The following is a 24,782-nucleotide window of genomic DNA, read 5'->3' as shown; positions in this document are numbered from 1 at the left end:
ATCTCCCCTTTAATTTAGTGCCCAGACCAGAGTTTGTTCAAGTAATTTAGCGCCCTGAGTTGTGAGAATTGATTCTGGGTGGAATTGAAATCCACAAACCTTATGTTCGTTATGGCGAACCGCCATAACAGTATCGCCACAACGGGCAGAAATAGTCAGTTCGGATGGAATTTTATTACCCGCGAGAGAGTGATAACGGGCAACCGGTAGAGGATTTGTCAGATTAGCGAACATAGCCTGATTATCGTGTTCTGCCAGAGAAGCTTTGCCATGTAGGATTTCATCAGCAGCAGAAATTTCTCCACCATAGGCTTCAATAATGGCCTGATGCCCAAGGCAGATGCCGATCACTGGAATTTTGCCGATGATTTGTTGGAGTAATTGAGGCATACAACCGGCATCAGACGGTTTACCCGGCCCCGGTGAAAGCATTAATAACGGAGAAGAGAGCATGCTTAATTGCTGCATAATCATTTCAGTTGCAACGGTATTGCGATAGATAACCACCTGATGACCATGATTACGTAATTGATCGACCAGGTTATAGGTGAATGAATCCACGTTGTCGAGTAGCAGAATATTTGCCATTAGAAAATCTCCTCTGCCTGATGAGCTTCAATAATTGCGCGAATGACTGCTTTTGCTTTGTTACGAGTCTCTTCGGATTCTGCTAAAGGTTCGGAATCCAGCACGATACCTGCGCCAACCTGAACAGTCGCTATGCCATCTTCCACGTAGGCAGAGCGAATAACGATGCAATTATCCATATCTCCTTTGCCGGTGAAATAACCGACAGCACCACCATAGCTGCCCCGGCGTTCATTTTCATAGTGAGCGATAAGCTGCATTGCGCGTACTTTCGGTGCGCCAGTAAGGGTGCCCATATTCATACAAGCTTGATAAGCATGAAAGATATCCAAATCATGGCGTAATGTTCCCACTACGCGGGAAACCAGATGCATAACAAAGGAGTAGCGATCAACTTTTGTCAGATCAGCGACATAGCGGCTGCCCGGTTCACAAATGCGAGCTAGGTCATTACGGGCCAAGTCGACCAGCATCAGGTGTTCGGCTAATTCTTTATGATCTGTTCGCATCTCCAGTTCGGTCCGGCTGTCCAGATCGGCATCCAGCTCGCCGGCCGCATTGCGTCCACGGGGGCGAGTGCCGGCGATAGGGTAAATTTCAATCTGGCGATTGGATGCATCATATTTAAGTGCACTTTCAGGAGAAGCGCCAAACAGACAGAAATCTTTGTCCTGCATGAAAAACATATAGGGACTTGGATTGCGGTGCTTAAGCTTTTGATAAGCATGAAGCGGTGCCGGGCAGGGCAGAAAGAAGCGTCTTGATGGCACCACTTGAAAAATATCTCCCTGACGAATGTATTGCTGCAACTGTGCCACCATTTCTGCATAGGCTTTATCATCCCGATTGTATGAAACTTTCATGGCTGGCAGAGGGATCTGTTTTACCGGCTCAATAGGTTCGGTAATAAGTGCCGCTAATGTTTTCAATCGTTGTTTAAGGCGTTGCTCTTCTGCTTGAGAATCACTGAAAAGGGAGATTTGCAAACGTGCATTTTTATTCTGATGGTCGATCACTAATAATGTTTCTGCGAGATAAAAACAGAAATCAGGACAGCGTTGAACGGTTTTTACGGTTGGTAATGGCTCAAATCCGGCCACCAGATCATAGGAAAAAAGACCGCCGACAAATATTGCGTCTGTATTGTATGGAAATGAATTGTGTGGAAATGAATTGTATGGTGATGGCTCTTCCGCCAGAGAAAGCAGGGCACGCAGTGCATCAAATACGGATACCTCTTTCAGGCGATTATCTTCATCTATATTGTGATTAATTGGCGGGAAGGTAACTTGAAGAGCATCATGTGTCATTTCAGATTGGACATTGCTGGCCAATTTGTTGGCCAAAATGGGTAATAGATTTCGGCCATTTTCGGTCAACGCGTCAAAAGTAACCTGATTGCCGTTGGCACTGATACGTAAGGCACTATCGATAATCAGCAGACTTTTTAAATTTTTTTTGCTGTTAATTTCCGCAGATTCCAGCAATAAAGTTGCTGGTCGTTCACCACAGAGTTGGTTGAATAGCAGAGTAGGATCGGGTTGATAAGCTGTTTCCTGCTCGATTACTGTGATTTTTGGTTGTTTATCCGTCATTTTCTCGTCCTGTTAATAAGTTACGCATATAAAAAAACCCGCTGTTTAGGCGGGTTTTGGTAATTTGGCACTGTTGATTTATGTGCGTGACCATACCGCCCTTACTGGGAAGTTATGCCACCAACGGATAGACGTCATACATGCAGCCATTTTCAGTGCCTCTTTAGTATTAATAAATAGATGGTATACAAGACAATATCTTTCTCACTCTTGTACTAGTAAACTGGATCGTAATTTATGTGTCAAGTATTTTTTGCAAAGGTTAATTGGTACGCACATTCGTTACGGTGTAACAAAAAATAGTTAGAAATAAAATAATTATAGGATTCTTAATTTTAATAAAACTATTACTTCACTGTCACAAATAATGCATATTATCATTTTATAATATAGTCATAATATATATTTAGTAATGTTAAATATATAAATCATGTTTTATTAAAAAAGAATATTAACGATAACAGATTTTGACTAACACGCAGAATTGGCTGGATTTTATTTGAGTCAATAGGCCGAAGGAAAAAAGAGACTGTTAATTTTTATATCTGTATATGAAAAAAAGAGGTTTAGCTAATATTACTGTAAGAAGTAATATTCAGGGCTCTAACATATCGTGTTATTTAGAATTTAAATCTTTATAAGTTAAAGCTATGTAATTCTTTGTATTCAATACGTTATAGGTATTCTTGGTGAATGGTTTCTAACTCTGAATACTTATAAGACTCTACTTAATTCTGGCATGGGTTGCCATGATTTAACTCTCTGATGTTTAAACAATTGTATCGCTAGTGGAGTGAGATATGAGTGAAAATAAACCAAAAGCAGATAGCCAATTGGTGTATGAAACTGATCCACATAAAGTTAAGGATTCAGAAGAGGGCGCGGCGCAAAAAACTTATCGGTTAAATGGTTTTGATCCTAAAACAACTGATGGCGTATTATCATATACACCGACAAGACTTGCTAAAACGGTTTTTAATACTTACGAGGAGAAAGATGATTTTGGCGTTTTCTGCTATTTATCTGATTGGTCAATCTATGATGCGCGTTTGGTTGACACAGCAACGGAAGATGATTTTAAAAAGTATGGTGGCAGAAGTGCTGATTTAATGCGCTTTAAGGGCGATAAAGAAAAAGGAAAACCGTTTAAGAGAATCATCTTTAGTTTTGCAGGTATTATTGGAGATGCCGGGGATAAGAGAGCAACCATCATTGCTGCGGCGGGTAAAGATGGATGGCAAATGGGGGATGCTGAACAAGATATTTTAGAGAATCACGAAGGCAAACCGATTCCAATTGATCCTTGGGCAGATGTTGCAGCTTATCTTAATTGTGGTTTTACTCAGTGGGCAGGCAATCCTGTAGACTTATATCAACAAGATAAAGCCCAGGGGGTATTAGGCGGTTTACGTTTACTCAAGGAGGAAAATCCAGATCTGGAAATTTCTGTCAGTGTTGGCGGTTGGTCAATGAGTGGTGCTTTTTATAAAGTTTGTCGTGATGAGAAACTGCGCCAACGGTTTGTTGAAGGGGTCAAAGATTTATACACCAGATTCCCCATGCTAACCCACATTGATCTTGACTGGGAATATCCTGGTTCTGCGGGGGAAAATAATCAATTTGATGAAGATGATTATAAGTATTTTGCTGAGCTTATTAAGGATTTAAAAAATGCAAATATTAGTAATTTAAAAGGAATTAGTATTGCTGCTTCCGCTGATATAGAAAAAATTAAAGCAGCACATATTCCAGAATTGATCGCGGCCGGTGTCAATGAAATCAACTTAATGACTTATGATTTCTTTACATTGGGTGACGGAAAACTTTCTCATCATACCAATCTTTATCGCAATAAGGATGACCAGTATTCTAAATATTCAGTCGATGATGCAGTTAACTATCTTATCTCTTTAGGTATTAATAAGAAGTTTATCTATATCGGTTATTCTGGCTATACACGTAGTGCCAAAACTGCGGAGTTAGAGAGTAAGAATAATGAACAACTGGTTGGGAAATATACTGACGGAACATCTACGGTAGGGAGTTTTGAAAATAGTGTCACTGAATGGACAGATATTATCTATAACTATGTTGATTATGAAAATCAAATAGGTCGTAATGGCTATACGGTTTTCCATGATCCAGTGGCGAAAGCTGATTATCTTTATAATAAAGAACTCAAAGTATTTATGTCATTAGATACGCCACGCTCAGTCAGAGAAAAAGGTCGTTATGTTAAAGAAAAAGGGCTAGGTGGCTTATTTATTTGGAGCGGCGATCAAGATAATGGATTATTAACAAATGCTGCTCATGAAGGATTGGGTCGTAAAGCAATTAAAGAAGTTATCAAAATGGACCCGTTCTATTTTGAAGGTGATCTTCCTTCTTACGATAAACCGAAAGAGAAACAGTGTGAAGCCTGTAAATTAAATTGAATTTATGCGTTAAAAAAATCTCATTATTTAAAGTGGTTATAGTCTCTATAACTGTGCTATTCAGGTGTTTCCGATTAATTAGGTTGGGAATAATACAATGGATAAATATAAAAGCATTTCTCGTGAAAAACAGGATATAACAAAAGTATCGCCATTATTATCTGCGGTGGCAGAGATAAAATCATCAGCATCACCTATCTTGCCGACACGTTATATGTTGGCGAACTCAGAACAGAAGGAAGACAATTCTACTGTCACGCTACTCAATACACTTCAACGTCTGGGGTATAACTCAATTTTTGATATTATTGAAGTATCAAAACAGCGCTTTATTAAACGCCATAACGAATCTTTATCAGGTCATGCCGAGGTAATTTTTGATAAAGCAGTGAGTGCGGCTAATCAATTGGTACAAAGTTATCGGCAAAGACAATTGAGAGATTACGATGGCGCATCATTAACAAAAGCGAGTCGTCAGGCAAGATATTCTACTTATATTAGTGACAATACTGATGAGAAAGAAAAGTTGCCTGATTATAGCAACTTATTTCCTGAACCTTGGGATGATTTCTGTCAGCCAGACGCTATTGAGGCTCTTGATAGTCCGGTAAATTACCTGCTTGATCTTTATAAGTTTGTACAACAAATAGAGTTGGATGGTTCCAATAGTGCTGTGGGATTAGAGCAAAGGCGCGCTGATATTCCTGACTTATTACTTAATAGTGATAATCTTTACAAAGAGATTACAGCAATCTCTATTGTGAATGATGTTTTGTCGAAAAGTGCCAGGGAATATATTGATCAGACGGGCCATGCGGATAAACCGGTTAATCAGGTTTTGGGAGAGACTCGTTTTCCATTTACACTACCTTATAGTTTACCTTCCCAACAGATCAATAAAGGTTTGGCCGAAGAAGGGACAGAATTAGGCACGATTATTCAGCAAGTGGATCAGCAATTTCCCTGGCATATCTTAACTGAAAAGCGTGATCAGGCTTTGCTCGCTTATACTCAATTGAGTAAGGAGCAAATGACTTTACTGACAGAGAAAAGCCCATTTGCGCAAAATTTTTTATCACGTGAACAACTTATTAAGAGTTATTTCAGCACCAGCACAACCGAAATCTTGCCTGAACGTGATATTTCAAAACATGCTTATATTATTCTTGCTGATGGTAATGTTACTGGTCCGACATCGTTAAATGATAATGTGGATAAAGCTTATGACGAGATTATTATTACTTGCGAAAATAAAGCGAAAGAGACGATCAAAGTTAAACTTCGTGGTGAAAATGTTCTGACCTATAATCGTGTAAAAGCGAGGATGGAACCATTTAATAATTCATCTCCATTTAGTCGGCAATTAAAGTTAACGTATGTAGAAAGCGATAATAGTGAAATTGGTAATTTAGATAATGGCCCTTTCTTTGGTGCAATGACAGTTTATGCTGCGGTACCCAAAGAAAGCACAAATAATACCGCTGTAAATATTGAAGGTATTAACTTCCTGACCATGACTTACCGCTTCGCGATTGCAAAACAAGGTACTGCGCAAGCAGAATTATTGCCGGAAGCTGAACAATTCTTCCAGGATAATTATGGCCTTTCCGCGGATGACAGTGTGAAATTAAAAGAGGTTCTATTTTTTGGTCAACAAACAGGATCGAAAGTGACAGATCTCGAACATTTGTTTAGTAGTGGTGATTTCCGGCCTTTAGTTTCGTCCAATGTGTTATTCTCTAACCCTATTTTCGATAGTGGGAAAACGTCAGAACACTTTCCTGCATCTTATCACTATGGTGGTGTTTATATAAATGCGGGGCAATTAGACGCATTAAGCATTGTGAGAACGGACTCTGGACGAGAAATAGATGCAGTTTCTGATTCTCGTTATGATCGAATGAATCGTTTTATTCGTTTACAGCGTTGGTTAGAGCTACCTTATCATCAGCTTGATTTATTAATAATTTCAGCAATAAAAGCTGAACCCAATAATACCGATCTGACTATTTCCAATAATACATTAAGAGCATTAGGTTTATTCCGTCATTTATCAACACAATATAAAGTATTACCGGAAGCATTTGCTGGATGGATATATAAAGTTACGCCATTTGCTATCAGCAATAATATTCCATTTTTTGATCAACTGTTTAATCAGTCTAAACTTTTTGACCAACCTTTAATACTGGATGGGAAAGAGTTTAGCTATGCAGAAAATCAAGGAGAGGGCGCGAAAACAGTTAAACAATTGTGTGCAGGGTTAGCTATTTCTTTATCCACGTTTCAAGTGATTGCGCCTATCGTTGAGAAGGCATTGAAGCTCTCTTCTGGCAAATTGGTGCGTAATCTTGATGTCGTGTCCAGACTTTATTGCTTGGTAACTATTCCGCGATTATTTGGTTTTTCTGCGGAGGATGGATTAATTCTAGCCGGTATTTTGACAGGTGAAGAGGGATATTTGGCGAATATTCCGGTCTTTAAAGAAAAAGATGAGCAGAAAGATGACATTCTCAGTGTTATTGCTCAAATGGAGGTTTTGACTGCTTGGTTGGCTAAAACAAAGCTGACACCAATCAAACTTTCCTTATTATTAGGTAAAACTCAGCTTCCCGTGGTGCCAACAAGTGGCATGTTAACCTTTTATAAGGGAATTTCCGATGGTTTGACTGATAATGTGCGTTTACAACAGTCTGATTTTAATCGGCAAGAAATCAATGATATTGATTGGTGGACTATTCTATCAGATGAAAATGGTGTTTTTGATAAGAATAACGGTTTAATCAAAGATATCCCATTAGTATGGGGAAAAACAGATGAAGAATCTTTGCGGAAAAAGATTGAAGATATTTTAAATGAGAAGAAGATAAATCCAGATAATAATCAAATTAATATCGTCGTGCAGATCATATTGCAAGCTAAAACCGCGCAAGAAAGTCTATTATCTAGCGCTATTGCAGGAGAATATGGAGTATCAAGGGATATTGTTCCACTACAACTGCGCTGGTTAGGAAGTAGTGTCTATTCAGTACTGAAACTGGTATTAGATAATACGCCAGAAAAAGTTGAAGATATTAAGAAAGAGTTTCTGGACCTGACCTATAGTCTGTTAGTTTATACTCAATTAATTAATGCATTGAGCATAAGTAATAATCTGTTGTTATTGCGTCTGACGAATCCTAAATGGTTGGGTTTAAACGTGGATGAAACAACGGAAATATCATTATCATTAGATGAAATTTTCCTGCTGAATCGCTATCAGGATTTACTGGAAAATGCGAAACAGAATGAGGATAAAATTCAAGAATATTTTACTTTTGCTAATAGTGAAACTTCACCGAAGACAAGAGAAGAGGATGATGACAATTATAAATGTGCGCAATTACTGGCTGAGATTTTAGATTGGGACCCTGATGAAATTTCTCTTGCTTGTAAGAAAGGAGGATTAGATAAAGAACGTGCAATGACCTTATCCCAAATAGATTGGATACGACGATTGCAACAATTTTCTGTGAAAACTAATTTGTCCGTTGAGCCTTTATTAGGTGCTGGCGCACTTGATGTTAATTCAGATTTTGAAGCTTTCCAAAGTATCGGGGAAGCGGTAATGGCTGCATTAAAAGCGCAAGGAGATGATGAGAATGTCTAATTTAATTGAAGCAAAATTACAGGAAAATTTGCGTGATGCGTTAGTTGATTATTATCTTGGTCAGATTGTGCCGCATGATACCGCTTTTCAATCCTTGCGTGAAAGAGTTCAAAATGTGGATGATTTATATGATTTTCTATTATTAGATACTCAGGTTTCTTCTAAAGTAAAAACAGCCCGTGTCGCACATGTTACTCAATCTGTACAACAATATATTAACCGTATTGTTTTGAATTTAGAGTCAGGTTTATCGATGACTCAGGAAGATGCAGATAATTGGCAGGAGTTTGCTAATCGTTATGGTTATTGGGCGGCAAATCAACAACTGGCTATTTATCCAGAAGTCTATATTGATCCCACATTACGTTTAACCAAAACAGAATTCTTCTTTCAACTTGAAAGTGCGCTTAATCAAGGCAAGCTCACCGATGATGTTGCTCAGAAAGCGATATTGGGATATTTGAATAACTTTGAAGAGGTTAGTAATTTAGAGGTTATTGCCGGCTACGAAGATGGTATTGATATTGCCGATGATAAGGTCTATTTCATTGCTAAAACACGAACTCAACCTTACCGTTATTTTTGGCGAACTTTAGATGCCAAACAGCGTAATAATCAGACTGATGAACTTTATCCTACCGCCTGGAGTGAGTGGAAGCTGATTAATGTTCCATTAGAAAATGCATATAACGGTATTGTTCGTCCAATTATCTTAAATAACCGGTTATATATTAGTTGGTTTGAAGTTTCTGAAGAAAAACAAGGTAAAGATGAAATCATTAAATATCGTACCAAGCTTAATTTGGCTCATTTAGCGTTTGATGGTACCTGGAGTACCGGCACTACCGTTCGAGAAGATTTACTTGACCACTCTATGAAGGAGTTGATTGCGGTTCTCGATCGTACCGGAGATGTTGAACGCTTGGCTTTGGTGGCATTTGTGCGCTTAAAAGGTACAGATGAGAAGACCGGGCCTTATGATTATGATGAAGTTTTCACTTATGTATGTGACAATCTATTAATGGCAGCAACGGATTTGCCTAAATCCACTTCAACGCTGTCTGATCTGGATGCATATGGCGCTGCTTTAGTTTGGTTCTATTTCCGGGAACCTGCGAATGGCGGGCCGGACGAATATAAGCAATTGGTGCTTTATCCCGTTAATAATAATATGAAATGGCCGATAGCCGAACCACCAACATTTGAAGGACAATTGGGTAAAAAAGAAGATTTCAAGCTGGATGCGACTTATGTTGACGGGACATTGAATATGTATCTTACGTCCACTTCAACGTATAAATATGATTTTAGCAGAAGCAAAAATATCCTTTATTGTATTTGGTTGGAAGATAGCAAGGGTGAACGCTGTTGGCTGAATTATAAGATACTTACTCCAGAAGATTATGATCCAAAGCTGAGTGTGACATTGAACCGTTGTGATAGAAATGATGTAACGGTTGTTACGGGTTTTAGTTTGCCGTCGGAAACTGGAGATGATATTGCTGGTAGAATTAAGACTAAACTTAGTGTGGGGAAATTACTTCGTGATAAGGTTCAAATTAAGCAGACTAAACAAACTCAGTATTTGCAATTTCCAAAAGAAGAGCAACCAGAGGAACCATTAGAAAGTTGGTATTCTGACAAGGCAATTCGTTTAAATACCCTGTTTGCAAAAGAATTAATTAGTAAGGCGAGTCAAAAACTGGACAAAGTTCTCAGTTGGGAAACGCAAAATATTCATGAAGAGCCGATTACCGGCAATGTTTCAAAACCTATCGACCTTAAAGGGGCAAATGGTATTTATTTTTGGGAATTATTCTTCCATATGCCATTTATGGTGGCCTGGCGGTTTAATGTGGAACAACGTTATGAGGAAGCCAGTCGCTGGATTAAGTTTATTTTTAATCCTTTTGAAAGTAATGACGAACCGGCGCTGGGACAAGATAAGCCACGTTATTGGAATAGTCGTCCGATAATTGACGAGCCAAAGAGATTACGTAGTCTGGTAGAACCGGCTGATCCTGATGCAATTTCTGCCAGTGAACCTATTCATTATCGTAAAGCGATTTTTAACTTCTACGTTAAGAATGTTATTGATCAAGGTGATATGGAATATCGCAAGCTACAGCCAACGGCCAGAACGCTGGCGCGTCTGAGCTATGCAACGGCAAGTTCATTATTAGGCGCGCGTCCTGATCTCCAATTAGCCAGTTCCTGGCAGCCAATAACCCTTGAAGATGCATCATATAAGAAGAACAGCGCGGTACGTGCATTGGAGATGATAAGTTATCCTCTGCCTTATGCCCCGGTGGTTCATGATAGAACTATTCATGCGCTGGATAATGATCTCTTTATGAAACCGATTAATGAAGAATTAACGGCCCTGTGGGATAAAATAGAAAACCGGATTTACAATTTACGGCATAATTTAACGCTGGATGGTAAAGAAATTTCTATGGATCTTTATGATTCGAAAATTTCGCCTCGTGGATTAATGAATCAGCGTTATCAGCGAGTAGTTGCTGCCAGAAATGCCAGCAGAATGAATTTCAGAGTACCAAATTATCGTTTTGAACCGATGTTGGCGCGGGCGAAATCGGGTGTCGATACGTTGATACAATTTGGTAGCACATTATTAAGCTTGTTGGAACGGAAAGATAATTTGAGTTTTGAATCATTCCAGATGGTTCAGAATAATGATCTCTACCGTTTTGCGGTTGACCTTCAGCAACAAGATATCAATATTAATCAGGCCAGTCTTGATGCGTTGCAGGTGAGCAAACAATCTGCTCAGGATCGGTACGAACATTATAAAAGTCTTTATGATGAAAATATTTCGTCAACGGAACAGCAGGTTATTGAATTACAGGCTCAGGCATCTTCTGCTCTGTTAGCGTCACAAGTATCAAGAACGGCTGCGGCGGCACTGGATTTAGTTCCCAATATTTATGGATTGGCAGTTGGGGGATCACATTGGGGGGCTGCTTTAAATGCTGTTGCTGAAATAGCAACTTTGAAACATCAGTCTGATAGTACTAAAGCTGATAGTCTCAGTGTTTCTGAATCTTATCGTCGTCGCCGACAGGAGTGGGAACTGCAATATAAACAAGCTGAATGGGAAGTAAAGTCTATTGATCAGCAAATTAATATTCAGCAGTTGCAGGTCGGTGCCGCGCGTAAGCGTTTGGCGCAAGTTGAAGCGCAACAACAACAATCTCAGGCATTGTTGGCTTATTTCTCCAGCCGTTTTACTAATGAAAGTTTATATACCTGGATGATTAGCCAGATCTCAAGCCTCTATTTGCAGGCTTATGATGCTGTTTCTTCATTGTGCTTATCCGCACAATCCTCTTTACAATATGAGCTTGGGCTAGGCGAGCAGAATTTTATTGATGGTGCGAGTTGGAATGATCTCTATCAAGGGCTGTTGGTCGGTGAAAATCTAAAATTGGCTTTGCAACGCATGGAACGCACTTATGTTGAGCAAAATTCACGTCAATTGGAAATTATCAAAACGATTTCGCTTAAATCTTTATTGAATGAGGAGTGGGATACAAAACTTCAAGCCTTGAAATCGCATAACCAAATTACGTTTAATTTGGATGAAACCAAACATTTTGTTCCAGATTATACTGGTTTATTTAATCGGCGGATTAAATCTGTTTCAGTGACGCTGCCTATGTTAATTGGGCCTTATGAAGATATTTGCGCTAAATTAAGTTTGTCAGGTGTGAGCAGTTATACGACCAAAGCGGATCTTAAAACCGTTGAAAAAATGTTGAAAGAGGGAACTCGTGCGGAAACGCCTTATACGGCCCGCAGCATCCAGCCAAATCAACAAATCGCTTTATCTACAGGTATTAATGACAGTGGAATGTTTACGCTTAATTTCGATGATGAACGTTTCTTACCCTTTGAGGGCGTGGGGGTAGGCTCAAGTTGGAATTTCCAATTTACCAATACATCGCAGGATTTAGACAGTTTGACCGATGTGATCCTTCATATTCGATATACCGCGCAAGAAGGGTCTGCATCATTTGGCTCGGCTGTTAAAGCATTATTGAAAAAGGAATACCCAGATTTGGCATGACGGGAATTAAGAATTAAATGAATCAGTCATCTGAATTTAAAATTCTTACTCGTTATCATTAACATTCAAATTAGCCTCTTCTATCCATGTGGAGGCTAAATATAAATTTCATTGGAGTTTATAAATGGTAAACAAATATACTTATACCTCATCGAAATCCATGTCCGACATAAGTGATATTATTGGTGAGCCATTAACCGCATGGAAAAATCAGGCAGGCGGCCAAGTTTATAATGTTATTTTTAATGGTGGTGTTTATACCAATACCTATTGGGTTGAGCGCTGGCATATTCCTGATCCTGCGGCTAAAGAGGGAACACCGCACAACGCCTGGAAATATATTCGTCAAGCGACGGAAGAAGAGATAAAAGAGCACGGAAATCCTACCGATGGGCGCGTTGATCCGACAGAAGATATTCCTTCACCGGTTTTACAACCGGATGATATTACAGAAAAAACCTATCAACGGCCGGATGTTAATTTTAAACCGGATGGTTCAGCGGGCAACCTTTCTTATACTGCGACACGTGTTTGTCGCCCGATGTTTAATGAATATGAAAGCGATAAATCCAGACCGAAACTTTCTGCTTATATTACTGATTGGTGCCAATATGATGCGCGTTTAGATGGTAAGGATGAAAAAGCGGATGATCGGGGAAGAGGATTTGATTTAAGCACTATCAATGTGACTGCTTATGATAAATTAATATTCAGCTTCTTGGGTATTTACGGTGATACTGGTGTAAAAGGGAAGACGATTAAAGAAGTTGCCGATGGCTGGAATAGCCAGAGTGAAATAAAAATTACCGAAGGCCATATTGTTCCTCTTGATCCTTATGGTGATTTAGGTACTGCCCGTAATGTGGGATTACCTAAGGAAAGTGCGAATACTGATATTAATGCAGGAACATTTTTGCCTTTTTATCAACAAAAGAAAGCGTCCGGTTTATTAGGCGGATTACGCGAATTACAAAAAACGGCGCGTTTAGCGGGTCATAAACTTGAACTGGCTTTTAGTATTGGTGGCTGGAGTATGTCCGGTTATTTCTCTGTGATGGCGGCTGATGAAACAAAACGTGGCGTTTTTGTTGACAGTATTATTGATTTTTTTGAACGCTTTCCTATGTTCAGTTGTGTCGATATTGACTGGGAATATCCCGGAAGCCCAGGTGAAGATGGCAATGTTTACGATCCGAAAGATGGGGAATATTACGCTGTGTTAATTAAAGAATTACGTGAGTCTTTGGATAGCCGATTTGGGCGAGAGGACAGAAAAGAGATCTCCATTGCTTGTAGTGGTGTAAAAACGAAATTAGAGACCTCCAATATTGCCGAATTAGTCAAGAATGGTTTGGATAATATTTATTTAATGAGTTACGACTATTTTGGTACCGGATGGGCGCCTTATATCGGCCATCATACCAATCTCTATTCGCCAAAAGATCCTGATCCATCAGGGGCATCTGATTTATCCGCGGAAGTTGCTATCAATTACTTACATCAGGATCTTGGCATACCTTTGGAGAAAATTCATTTAGGTTATGCTAACTATGGTCGTGCAGGCAAAGGAGCAAAGCTTGAAACCCGTGAATATAATAAAACTGGCGATGCGTTAGGAACAATGGAAAAAGGCTCACCCGAATTTTTTGATATTGTTAATAATTATCTGGATAGCGAACACACCCTCGCGACCGGGAAAAATGGCTTTGTGCTAATGACGGATACCAATGCTGATGCCGATTTCTTGTTTAGTGAAACAGCAGGACACTTTATCTCATTAGATACACCACGCACGGTGAAACAGAAAGCGGAGTATGTCGCTAAGAATAAACTGGGCGGTATATTTTCTTGGTCAGGCGATCAGGATTGTGGTTTATTGGCGAACGCGGCCAGAGAAGGAATGGGTTATGTTGCTAAATCTAATGATGAGACCATCGACATGGGGCCACTCTATAATCCGGGTAAGCCCTATTATTTGAAATCTATTGGCTAGGTGAAGAAAAACGCTTATTAATTCTTCTCTGTCAATAACAAGGGATATTGTGTTTCTCATCCGTGAATTTCTTCACTCTTAAAATTACTCTATTCAGCCCGATATTTTAGGGCTGAATAGGGCTCTATTCTGTAAAATGTCACCGTTTATCGCTAAGCTATACCTAGCTATTTAATCAGAGAACGGAATAATGACAAATTCAACGACTGAATGGGTGACAATTTATGATCTGCATAGCCATACGACTGCATCGGATGGTTTACTTTCACCATCAGAGTTGGTTGAACGGGCAGTGGCAATGGGCGTTAATGTATTGGCTGTGACGGATCATGATACAACGGATGCTATTTTGCCCGCTAATGAACATATCAGCCAACACAACTTGCCATTAAAACTGATATCAGGCGTTGAGATATCTACCCTGTGGCAAAATATGGAGATTCACATTGTTGGTTTAGACATTGATATTCAATCAAATGCAATGGCTACATTACTCGGTAAACAAGCTGAACTCAGAAAAGAACGAGGAATTGAAATAGGCCGCAGATTAGCAAAGGTGGGTATTCCCGATGCTTGGGCAGGGGCGAATCGGTTAGCGAAGGGTGGACAAGTGACGCGAGGCCATTTCGCCCGTTATTTAATTGAAATAGGCAAAGAGCCAACAATGGCGAAAGTATTTAAAAAGTATCTGGCAAAAGGAAAAATCGGATACGTTCCACCTCAATGGTGTACAATTGAACAAGCTATTGATGCCATTCATCAATCAGGTGGTCAAGCAGTCATTGCTCATCCGGGACGATATGATTTATCGACTAAATGGTTGAAGCGTCTGATTGTCTGGTTTAAACAACATGGTGGTGATGCAATGGAAGTTGCACAGTGCCAGCAGGCGCCTAACGAACGGCAATATCTCGGTCAATTGTCGCGGGAATATGATTTGATGGCTTCGTTAGGTTCTGATTTTCACCAGCCTTGTTCATGGATAGAGTTAGGGCGTAAATTGTGGTTGCCCGGTGATGTGGTACCAATATGGCGTAACTGGTCACTGTAGGGGCTGCATAAAATTAAGAGGTAATTTATGAGCCAGTTTTTTTATATTCATCCTGATAATCCGCAGCCGCGTTTAATAGGGCAAAGTGTGGATGTGCTTAAAAAGGGTGGGGTAGTTGTTTATCCAACAGATTCCGGTTATGCGATTGGTTGCCATCTGGAAGATAAAGATTCGATGACTCGGATATGCCGTATCCGTCAGTTAGATAGTCATCATAATTTCACCTTAATGTGTCGGGATTTGTCAGAAATATCGACCTATGCTTATGTCGATAATTCAGCTTTTCGTCTGATTAAGAATAATACGCCGGGTAATTACACGTTTATTTTGCGTGCGACGAAAGAAGTACCTCGTCGTTTGATGAATGATAAGCGGAAAACCATCGGGTTACGTGTTCCATCCAATCCAATTGCCTTGGCGCTGCTTGAACAAGTGGGTGAACCATTGATGTCCACTAGCCTGATTTTGCCGGGCAATGATTTTGCTGAGTCTGATCCTGAAGAAATTAAAGATAATTTGGGAAAACTGGTTGATCTGATTATTCACGGGGGTTATTTGGGGCAACAGCCTACCACCGTAATTGATTTAACTGAGGATACGCCGGTTGTAATACGGGAAGGGGCTGGCAATATCACGCCATTCTTATAAGCTACGCAGTAATTATTTTCAGAATCTATATAGAGCCTGTGTATTATACGCAGGCTTTATATTTTTGATTTTTTAATGGAATCGAAATGGTTATTGTTATTTCGAATTATTGATACTGATTCAATAAAATAAAATTATCATCTATTTAATAATTAAGTTGATTTTAATAACGTGATAAGGAAATATTTACCGCACCTAAGGTAAGTATATTTGCTAATTATTTGATCATATTATTAGGTATAAAATCTTTGGGCTGGTTATTTAATATAAATAACAGCGCAAGGTTATCCATCCATTATAAAATCAAGGGATATTGAAAATGTCAGTTGTTAATTTCTCCGATAAACCAGTTGATGTCAGTAATGTTCACTCCTGGCCAAAATCACCAGATAGGGATTTAAGCGCATGTGGGCGTGACGCATATGCTGAAAAATCAGTGCAAGAAGCATTGATCGGAGATCCTGATAAAGCGATAAAATTAAGCGAATTAAATGATATTCTGGCTACCTGTGAACCTTTTGACTTTAACGGAGTCACTTTATATGCAAAAGATCCGGTATTGGCCCTAATTAAAGCATTATCAGAGAAAAATGGTTATTTATTGGATGATTCATATCCTCCTGAACAATGGCAAAGTGGAGGAGTTGATAAGCATAGTCGTATTAAAGATTTTATTGAATCCCCTAGCATGTTTATTAAAGGGGTAGAGATGATCGATATGGGGCAGCTTTATCTTGGCAATTGCGGCTTTGTTAGCACCATTGGAGCAATTGCGTCCCATCCAGAAGGGCATAATTTGTTATTCTCTTCCATTTATCCGCCAGTTTATAATTCAACGGGCGTTTATTCCGTTAGAATCATCAATCAATCTAAGATTGGTTATTTATTGATTGACGATGATCTGCCTCGCGTTAATTTCTCTGCTATGGAAGATAAGAATGAATTTTGGTATTACCTGATTGAAAAAGCATTTGCGAAATTGCATGGAAGCTATGAGAATTTAGGCGGCGGTAATGAAATCTATTTTGGTATAGAATCGACAGCAAATACCGGTATTAATCAGGATAATCAGGATCGTATTTGGGATGAGAAATTTATCGATATCTTCAAAGTAAAACATCATGTGACTTATCAAGGAACGGGTTCGTCTACGGATTTGGTATCAGGTCATGCTTATTTAATATTAGATGCTCAACAATGGAATGATATTAAGTTAGTACGACTGCATAATCCGTGGAATGTCGTTAAATACAAAGGTCCATATTCTCCTGACTCTGCTGAATGGAAAAATATTCCAGAAGACGTGCAAAATGAGATATTCCAGAATAGCCGATTTGAAGGGAAATCATTCTGGATGCCATATGATCTTTATGTTAAGAATTTACCAAAAATCAGCGATATGTATCTCAGTGAAACCATCCCTGATTCACTGAAAAATATTGCAAATCCATCTCCAATTCAAGAGTGATGAAATTTTTGATTTGCTAAATTAATTATTACAAAGTAATAGAAAATAAAGTAGCTCTAATGGAGTAGGTAGTTATAAAAAGCAATTAGCCCAGATGCTATTATTAGCATAACTCAATCCGGCGAGCGCTCAGATTGCAAAAACCGGATTGAGTTCCCTTTTAAGTGATAGATTATTTTGCGAAGTTATTTATTCATTTTATTTATAATCATATCTCTATGATGATTGAAATAATGTTTCTATTTTCATTGTTGATTAATAGATTAATGCCAAGATAAAAAATCTAATTAAATAATTAATTCATTTCTATTAATTATCTTTGGGTTGTATATAATAAAAAAATTACAGCTATCCTTGACGAACCTAAATCTACCAACTTAAATAAGATAGTTATATTCAATATTTCTATGAAATATTAGGTAAAAGATATTTTTATTGTTGTTGATAATTACGACCGTCCTATTTACTCGAATAGAGAAAACCGTTGTTCATCAGTAAGATCTTAGTTTTTGACTTGGGTTAGTTTTCTCGTTTCGGTTACTTAAACCATAATTATTTGGTGAGTTATATATGAAAAAAAATCCGTCTAACTACAATATCGAAGTTGACATTACTCCCAGCAACTTATCTATTCTTTGGGTTTCCATTACTAACAGTGCTCCATCTTCACCAACAAATCAAACACGTAATATTTACATTAACGGATGCATGACAGGTGTTGTTTATGTGGGATATCAATACACACCAACAGGCAGTGAAACTCAAAGTGATGTAGAAAGTTATATTCAGCAGAATATTAGCTTTTACGATTACGATAATCCCTCTGAAATCATATCTAATGAATTAAATATCCAAAGTTTTAACCAAACTAATGATCCGGGCGCCGCTTATGCTCACGATATTTATGCCGAAAACTTGACCACAGATAGCCTAAATGTCGATGTTCAAAATGAAATAATTACCGGTAGTCTACCATTTTATCTTTTACCTCCTTCTACAATGGGAGCTAAGACCTTTCAAACATTTGTTTGCGTTGACGGTAATAGCCAATCTCCTACATCGAACACGAATCCGGCTTCCACCTACAGCAGCTCAAGAGTAACGGTAGAGTGCCAGGTACCCACATTTAGTACGAGTGATTTTACTTATACCAGCAATGTTATTACTGCCGGAGCAGAACTTCCTACTGGCTCAGATACCCCAGGTTCACTCAGTATTGATGAAATTAATTATGCTGATTATTGGACAGGGCAATCATCCAATTTTTGTTTTATTGACTGGATTATGGATGAGAATACTGATGATATGGCTTCTGCAACACATTGTAATGTTGCAGAATCAGGGAAAAACGAATCTATTCTTATGGGATTTACGTTAAATACATTCAAACCTGTAGACCAACCTTCAAATTATTTTGGTTCTTATCCCTGCTCAACATTTTATATTGCTAAAGGTAATACCTATCTTCCTCCTATCACTACTTATGATGAAAACAATCCATACACACCAGTTTGGAGCGACTGGTACGAGAATTATTATAACTTCTGGTATACGCCTCATATTCCACCTTTTACCAGTAGTGATCCTTTTTCTCTGTGGGGAGCGTTTGCGGATGATTGGGAAAACACCATTTCCAAGACAGCTAATAGGCTAGGACTAATCGTAGTGCGAACTAATAATGGCGGGGCGGGGTATCTCCATAAGCCAAATGTTCCAGGTGATATGATGGTGAGTCGGTTGACTATCATTGATACATCATCTATTCAACATCCACCGGCGAGCCTTAAACAGGAACACAATAATATGGGGTATCTTCGTGCCCGGGACAATTTCGGCAACATCATTAAATTTCAATTTATTGCCGAATGGACGTCTTACAATATTCACGGTGATGCTGGGGATGTTCGTTATGAGCCTGAATATGGTTCGGTCACTTATGCCATAAAATCAGCAATGGTTGATAACGACAATTAGGCATATCCCAAGGAAAAACACCACGGCACGTTAATTCTGCCGTGGTATTTATCTGATGATCTATACCGTTACTTTCTTTGCCATATGAGCGCAACATAATTTCATAATCTTATAAATTGCGAGGTACTTTCATGGCATCACCTATTTATTCTAGTGCTTTTAACGAAAGCAGTTATCTCTCCGGTCAGCCAGATTTACGAACCGGCTTATTCAGTAAACGTTTTACGTTGGGAAGTGTTGTTGGCAATGCCGGCAATGGACCTTCACTAGCCCTAACGTTAGCCTTTGATCCACTCACTGCCTGGAGTGACCAAGCCTATACTCAAAGCGCCGGGAATTACCCTGAAAAACCTTGGGGTTATGGTTGGACACTTTCAGTTCCCCGATACAGTTTTGATAGTGATTCTAATAGTGGGCAGCTCAGTTTGCTCCAAGGTATGTCTTGGGTGGTATTGGACGGTTTAACTTCGGGAGATAAACCTCTGGATGGGCATTTATTGCTGACGTTGCGTGTGAATATTGCACAGGATGGACAAACGCTGACGGTCACCTATGCCAACGGTACAATATTGACTTACACTTTCAGCTTAGATAGCAGTCGCCTACAGGATGCGTTGCTGACATCGATTCGTTCTGCCAATGGGCGCTCTTTGACTGTTCAATATGTGCCCGGGAGCGGTGAGTTGCAGTCTATCATTGATGATACCGGTATGGTGCTGTGTTATGTAGATAGTAACGGTCCTTGCCTTGGAGGAAATGTACTGTTTTACCCAGTACAGAATGGAACAACTTGGGAGGCTGATAGTAACAACCCTGATAGCTATGTCGTTACACTCACGGTCCAAAATGCATTATTGACCAAGGTCACCTATCCAGAGTCTCTGATTTACACTCTGACGTATCAGGATTTGTCACCCAATAATGTGCATATGTATTACTTGACCCAGGTGGTGCATGCTACAGGGATGGTTGAGAATGTTGAATACTTGGCGCAACTTCCTCTGCCTAATCCTCCAGCGGGTTATCCTACCTATATTTGGGGGGTTACCCAATATACTCAGTCACCGGGGGTAGGGACACCTGACTTGGTGAGTACCTACACCTACGGTACAGGGGATTCTGGGATTGAGGGGGATAACACAGGCAACAATTTCTTCGGCTATGGCGCGCCAAATGTCTCGTTAACCAGTAATCTTGACACTTTATTGCATGTCACACAGGCGTACTGTTACACCAACCAACAGAAGACCGTGTTTGATGACAGCACTACCGTTGTGACAACACAGACCTACGACAAATTTCATTCGCTACTGAGAAAAGTGGTAACGAGGGATGATAGCGTTCACACACAAACACTAAACAGTTCTTATGGTTATGTTAATGAGAGTTCTGACATTGCCGGGCAAGATCCGAGGTATAAACTCCCAACGCAAGCTGATGCTACTTACCAGGATAATAGTGTTTCTCCGGCACTCTTTCGTACCGAAACCACGCAGCTTGATTGGAGTGAAAATGGTCAGTTGGTCAGTAAAACCGATAAAGCTGGTACTGTCACAGAGTTTAGTTATTATCCGGCTACTGGAGAGAGCGATGGTGACAACCAGTGTCCGCCTGATCCTAATAACTTTTCCTGGCATATCAAAGATAAGGTGGTAACCCCTGCTCCGGTTGATACCGAACAAGGCATTCTATTTGATGATGCTCCGATTTCCCGAATGCACTATCAATACGCTGTTATGCCGTGTTACGACAATACTGAGTTGCAGTATATTGTCACGGCGCATCAGAACCAGTATTACACGGTGGATAGAACCGAATCCTTGTACAGCGATGTCGAATATGCCTATTACGATTCTTTGGATGCTCATGACAGCTCTTTAGTGTACGGTCGCCAAAAAAGTGTAAGCACGACATTGTATGATTATGCTGGGGCTCAACCAGTCAGTACGGTATCCCAGCAGATAATGGCCTATGTATCGGGAGATTCGACACAGACACCGGCTCCAACGCTGAATTACACCGGTTTAGTGAGTACCGCTACGACTCTATTTGCTGGAGAACTGTTGCAGCAAACCCAATCGGTAACCAGTACTGCCGGGAAATCGTTACGGATCGTACAAAATAGTCATCAGCCGGAGACGTGTACGACGCTGGATTATCAGTATGACGGATTAGGTCGGGTAATATCTGAAGCTGCGGCCATCAATACTAGTTACGCGGCTATCCGAACATACGAATATGATTTTGCTAAGCTTGATGTCAAATTGTCATCGATACAGACACCTGCTACGCTTTTGCAAACTGATGCCAAAAATGGACAACTAAAGACCCTCTATGACGGCGCCGGTCATCCGATTCAAACATTTCTCCTGGATGTGGATGGTGTTATTACGGCTCCTCCGGATTTCTACCTTGTTCGTCAGTTTAGCTACAATGCTGGTGGTAGTGTTATTAGCACCACAGCAATAGATTACGTTCCAGGGGATACGCCTGACAACCCGTCCCATTCTGCGACGACAACCCGTTCCTATGATGTTTGGGGAAATGTTAGTGCTGTCACATACAGTGATGGTCATCAGCACATCACAATACAAGATCCTATCTCCAACACGACATTCAGTTATCTGCAAAGTTCTCCAAATGCACAAGAGCAGCTCAAAGCACAGTGTACGTTGACAACATCGTCGGTTTTGGGTGTCCCAATCACAACGGAAATGCAGAATGCAAATGAAGAGCATTATGCCATTACGACTTATGCATATGATGGCGTTGGGAACCAGCGCCAGGTCACCGATGACCAGGGAAATGTGACAAGTACAGATTATGATGTGTATCAACGTCCGACAGTGAAAACCCGGCCTGATTTTACTCAGAATGTTACGCAGTACGCTCCAGGTAGTACACAGGTATTGCCGATAGCAGTGGGTGTCCGTGCTTCGGAATGCGATGAAGTTGTTACGCTCGGTGAGCGCACCTTTGATGGGTTCAATCGCATCGTGACCGAAACGGTTGGGGGACGTGTCACACAATATACCTACTATGATAGTGGTGATTTGCAGCCACAAAAGATGACCACACCAGTAGGGGATAATATCACTCTGAACTACCAGCCTCGATTAATGAATGTCCTGCTTTCCGCAGTTCTAGGTGATAATTTCACCCCTTCTGCTCAGTACAGCTATGACGATATCAGTGGTGTCATGCTGACTGCTTTACTGACAGATGACGTAGGCAATAGCAATCAGACAACCATGACTTATTTTAGCTCTGGTCAGCTAAAGTCGGAACGTTTTGATTTAACAATTGAAAGTGTCCCGCAACCAAGCAAAAATACGCAATATACCTATACTTTGAAAGGAAAACTGCTTACCTATACGGATGTGTGCGGAAATACACAAACTTTGCACTATGATTCATTAGGTCGTCTGAATAGTTGTACGCAACAAATGTTGACTGTTGATATTGCTTATAATTTCTTTGGGCAACCAGGAAAAGTCACTGTTGTGGATAGTGATACAGGGAATACAGCGATACTGTTACTTTCCAATGACACTTTTGGCCGGGAAAAAATCCGCACATTTTATACGACGGTGAATGGCGAGAGTAACCAGCAAACGTTGATACTAAGTTACAATACCCTCAACCAAATCACGCAACGCGAATTGTTACGTAACAAAGTGTCTGTTCAGACAGAGACCTACACTTATACTTTACTGGGGCAACTGGGAACCTATACCTGCGAAGGTAATGAGTATCCGGTGGATATAACTGGGAACGCTATTTATAGACAGGGTTTTAGTTTTGACCTCTATGGCAATGTGGCAACATTAATCACTGATTATTCATATAGTAGCAGTAACACGGCGACTTACCAGTACAGTGATACCGATCCAACACAACTCATCAATATCAGCAACGTTCCTAACACGGATCAGGATGCTACCTTCAGTTATGACGGCAATGGCAATATGCTAACAGATGAGCAAGGTCGGCAATTAACTTATAACAGCCTCAATCAACGTACTGCTATCTTTGAGAATAACGGCACATTGCTTGCTCGTTATGCTTATGATGCACTGGGGCGACAAATTGCGTTACAACCGGTGGAGCAGCCAATACGGACTTTCTGGTACCAAGGACAGACATTGGTGAATGAAATCCAGGGAAATATGCAAGCAGCTTGTCTATTGGGGTTAGCTTCATTGACAAATGACGGTGAAAGGTGGCAGGCCCAGCTTCTGGGAACTGACAACCAAGGGTCAGTTATTCAAATCACGGGCAGTACAAGCACAAATTACCGGAGTTATACTCCTCTAGGATATACGTCAGAAATTGGTAGCAGTGAAAATCTGTCTGTTCCAGACAAAGGTTATATTGGACAACCTACAGACCCAGTGAGCGGTGATCAGTTGCTGGGGAATGGTTACAGGGGCTATAACCCGCGCATTGGGTGTTTTATGTCGCAGGACCGAGCCAGTCCGTTTGGTAGAGGGGGCTTCAATGGTTACGAGTTTGATAATGGAAACCCGATCAATAATACCGATCCGTCGGGTCGTGGGCCTGTAGTCGATCTTTTTGAGATGTTACTGGGTGTAACAACGGAAATTGCGGCGGCGATAGTAACGGGTGGCGCTGCGATACCTGAGGAGGCGGCATTGGATGCTGGGGTTGTTGGTGCTGACGCAGGGGTTGAGGCTGCGGGAGAAATCGGCGCGATGGATGCGGCTGGTAATGTTGAAGGTGCCGCAGAGACATCAGGTCTTGGAGAGGGAACATTGGAAAATACCAAGCAAAAACTCTATCCTGTAGAAGAAAATCTTGCCGGGTGGACCCAACGTGAAGGTGAGGCTACTGTAACCGTAGTACATAAAACAAGTGATTTGGATGTTCTTAGTGATACAACTCGATCGCATAAATTTGTTTTTAACCAAGAAGGAAAGTTGGCAATAGGTAGCATCAGTAAAGAGGTTGATCCTAAGATGTTGTCCCATCCTGCACTGGCTGCAATTGCAGGTCAGAGTGGTGTGATAAGTGCAGGGTATCTTCACCGAGCGGGTAATAAAATTTTCTTAGTTAATCACTCTGGGCATTATCGACCCAGTTTTGAGCGGCTAGTGCCTGTTAAAGGATATATACAAAATGATTTGGAACTAAAGACTTATAAGATTAGAGCAAATTCTCTTAAACACCTTCTGCTGAAACTCATTCGGTAACGTCACAAATGGAAACCTCCTCTTAATTTTTTAGAGGAGGTTAACAACGAATATATTTATAGAATCATTGACTTTAAA

The 24,782-nt window shown here is 40.2% G+C and carries 11 protein-coding genes and 1 other annotated feature; of the genes, 9 read left to right on the top strand and 2 right to left on the bottom strand.

All coding sequences use genetic code 11. The features are described 5' to 3' along the window. Window positions 1-9: 9 nt before the first annotated feature. Both B0X70_RS12395 and B0X70_RS12390 read right to left on the bottom strand, forming a co-directional pair. Window positions 10-588, bottom strand: a complete 579-nt coding sequence (locus B0X70_RS12395; RefSeq protein ID WP_040148654.1) for a glutamine amidotransferase-related protein — start codon at window positions 586-588, stop codon at window positions 10-12. After that, window positions 588-2,183 (bottom strand): anthranilate synthase component 1, encoded by a 1,596-nt coding sequence (locus B0X70_RS12390; protein ID WP_217471628.1) that lies wholly within the window; start codon window positions 2,181-2,183, stop codon window positions 588-590. Before B0X70_RS12390 ends, B0X70_RS12395 begins: the two co-directional genes overlap by 1 nt. A 28-nt stretch (window positions 2,184-2,211) precedes the next feature. Then, window positions 2,212-2,312: a sequence feature (Trp leader region), on the bottom strand. Between the two features lie 671 nt (window positions 2,313-2,983). Between B0X70_RS12390 and B0X70_RS12385 the strand changes: the two genes are divergently transcribed. The 9 genes from B0X70_RS12385 (at window position 2,984) to B0X70_RS12345 (ending at window position 24,704) form a co-directional block, all read left to right on the top strand. Further along, entirely contained in the window at window positions 2,984-4,618 is a 1,635-nt protein-coding gene (locus B0X70_RS12385; protein ID WP_217471627.1) for a glycoside hydrolase family 18 protein, read from the top strand. 97 nt (window positions 4,619-4,715) lie between these two features. After that, window positions 4,716-8,267: a Tc toxin subunit A gene (locus tag B0X70_RS12380; RefSeq protein ID WP_217471626.1), complete on the top strand. Its 3,552-nt coding sequence runs from the start codon at window positions 4,716-4,718 to the stop codon at window positions 8,265-8,267. After that, window positions 8,260-12,357: a Tc toxin subunit A-related protein gene (locus B0X70_RS12375; protein WP_217471625.1), complete on the top strand. Its 4,098-nt coding sequence runs from the start codon at window positions 8,260-8,262 to the stop codon at window positions 12,355-12,357. Before B0X70_RS12380 ends, B0X70_RS12375 begins: the two co-directional genes overlap by 8 nt. 124 nt (window positions 12,358-12,481) lie before the next feature. Next, window positions 12,482-14,350, top strand: coding sequence for a glycoside hydrolase family 18 protein (locus B0X70_RS12370; protein WP_217471624.1), 1,869 nt, complete (start codon window positions 12,482-12,484; stop codon window positions 14,348-14,350). Window positions 14,351-14,540: 190 nt separating this feature from the next. Then, window positions 14,541-15,401, top strand: a complete 861-nt coding sequence (gene rnm / locus B0X70_RS12365) for an RNase RNM (RefSeq protein WP_105394790.1) — start codon at window positions 14,541-14,543, stop codon at window positions 15,399-15,401. A gap of 27 nt (window positions 15,402-15,428) precedes the next feature. Continuing rightward, window positions 15,429-16,049, top strand: a complete 621-nt coding sequence (locus B0X70_RS12360; protein WP_036805745.1) for an L-threonylcarbamoyladenylate synthase — start codon at window positions 15,429-15,431, stop codon at window positions 16,047-16,049. A gap of 319 nt (window positions 16,050-16,368) precedes the next feature. Further along, window positions 16,369-17,517, top strand: coding sequence for a C2 family cysteine protease (locus tag B0X70_RS12355; RefSeq protein ID WP_246593510.1), 1,149 nt, complete (start codon window positions 16,369-16,371; stop codon window positions 17,515-17,517). Window positions 17,518-18,087: 570 nt separating this feature from the next. Continuing rightward, window positions 18,088-19,491 carry a hypothetical protein gene (locus tag B0X70_RS12350; RefSeq protein ID WP_105394793.1) on the top strand — a complete coding sequence of 468 codons (1,404 nt, stop codon included), beginning with the start codon at window positions 18,088-18,090 and terminating at the stop codon, window positions 19,489-19,491. A 131-nt stretch (window positions 19,492-19,622) separates the two neighbouring features. Beyond that, entirely contained in the window at window positions 19,623-24,704 is a 5,082-nt protein-coding gene (locus tag B0X70_RS12345) for an RHS repeat-associated core domain-containing protein (RefSeq protein WP_217471622.1), read from the top strand. Window positions 24,705-24,782 lie beyond the last annotated feature (78 nt).

The sequence above is a fragment of the Photorhabdus akhurstii genome (assembly GCF_019090985.1).
GTDB lineage: Bacteria > Pseudomonadota > Gammaproteobacteria > Enterobacterales > Enterobacteriaceae > Photorhabdus > Photorhabdus akhurstii.
The sequence above is the reverse complement of the archived record's forward strand: the minus strand, read 5'-3'. Positions and strand labels throughout refer to the sequence as shown.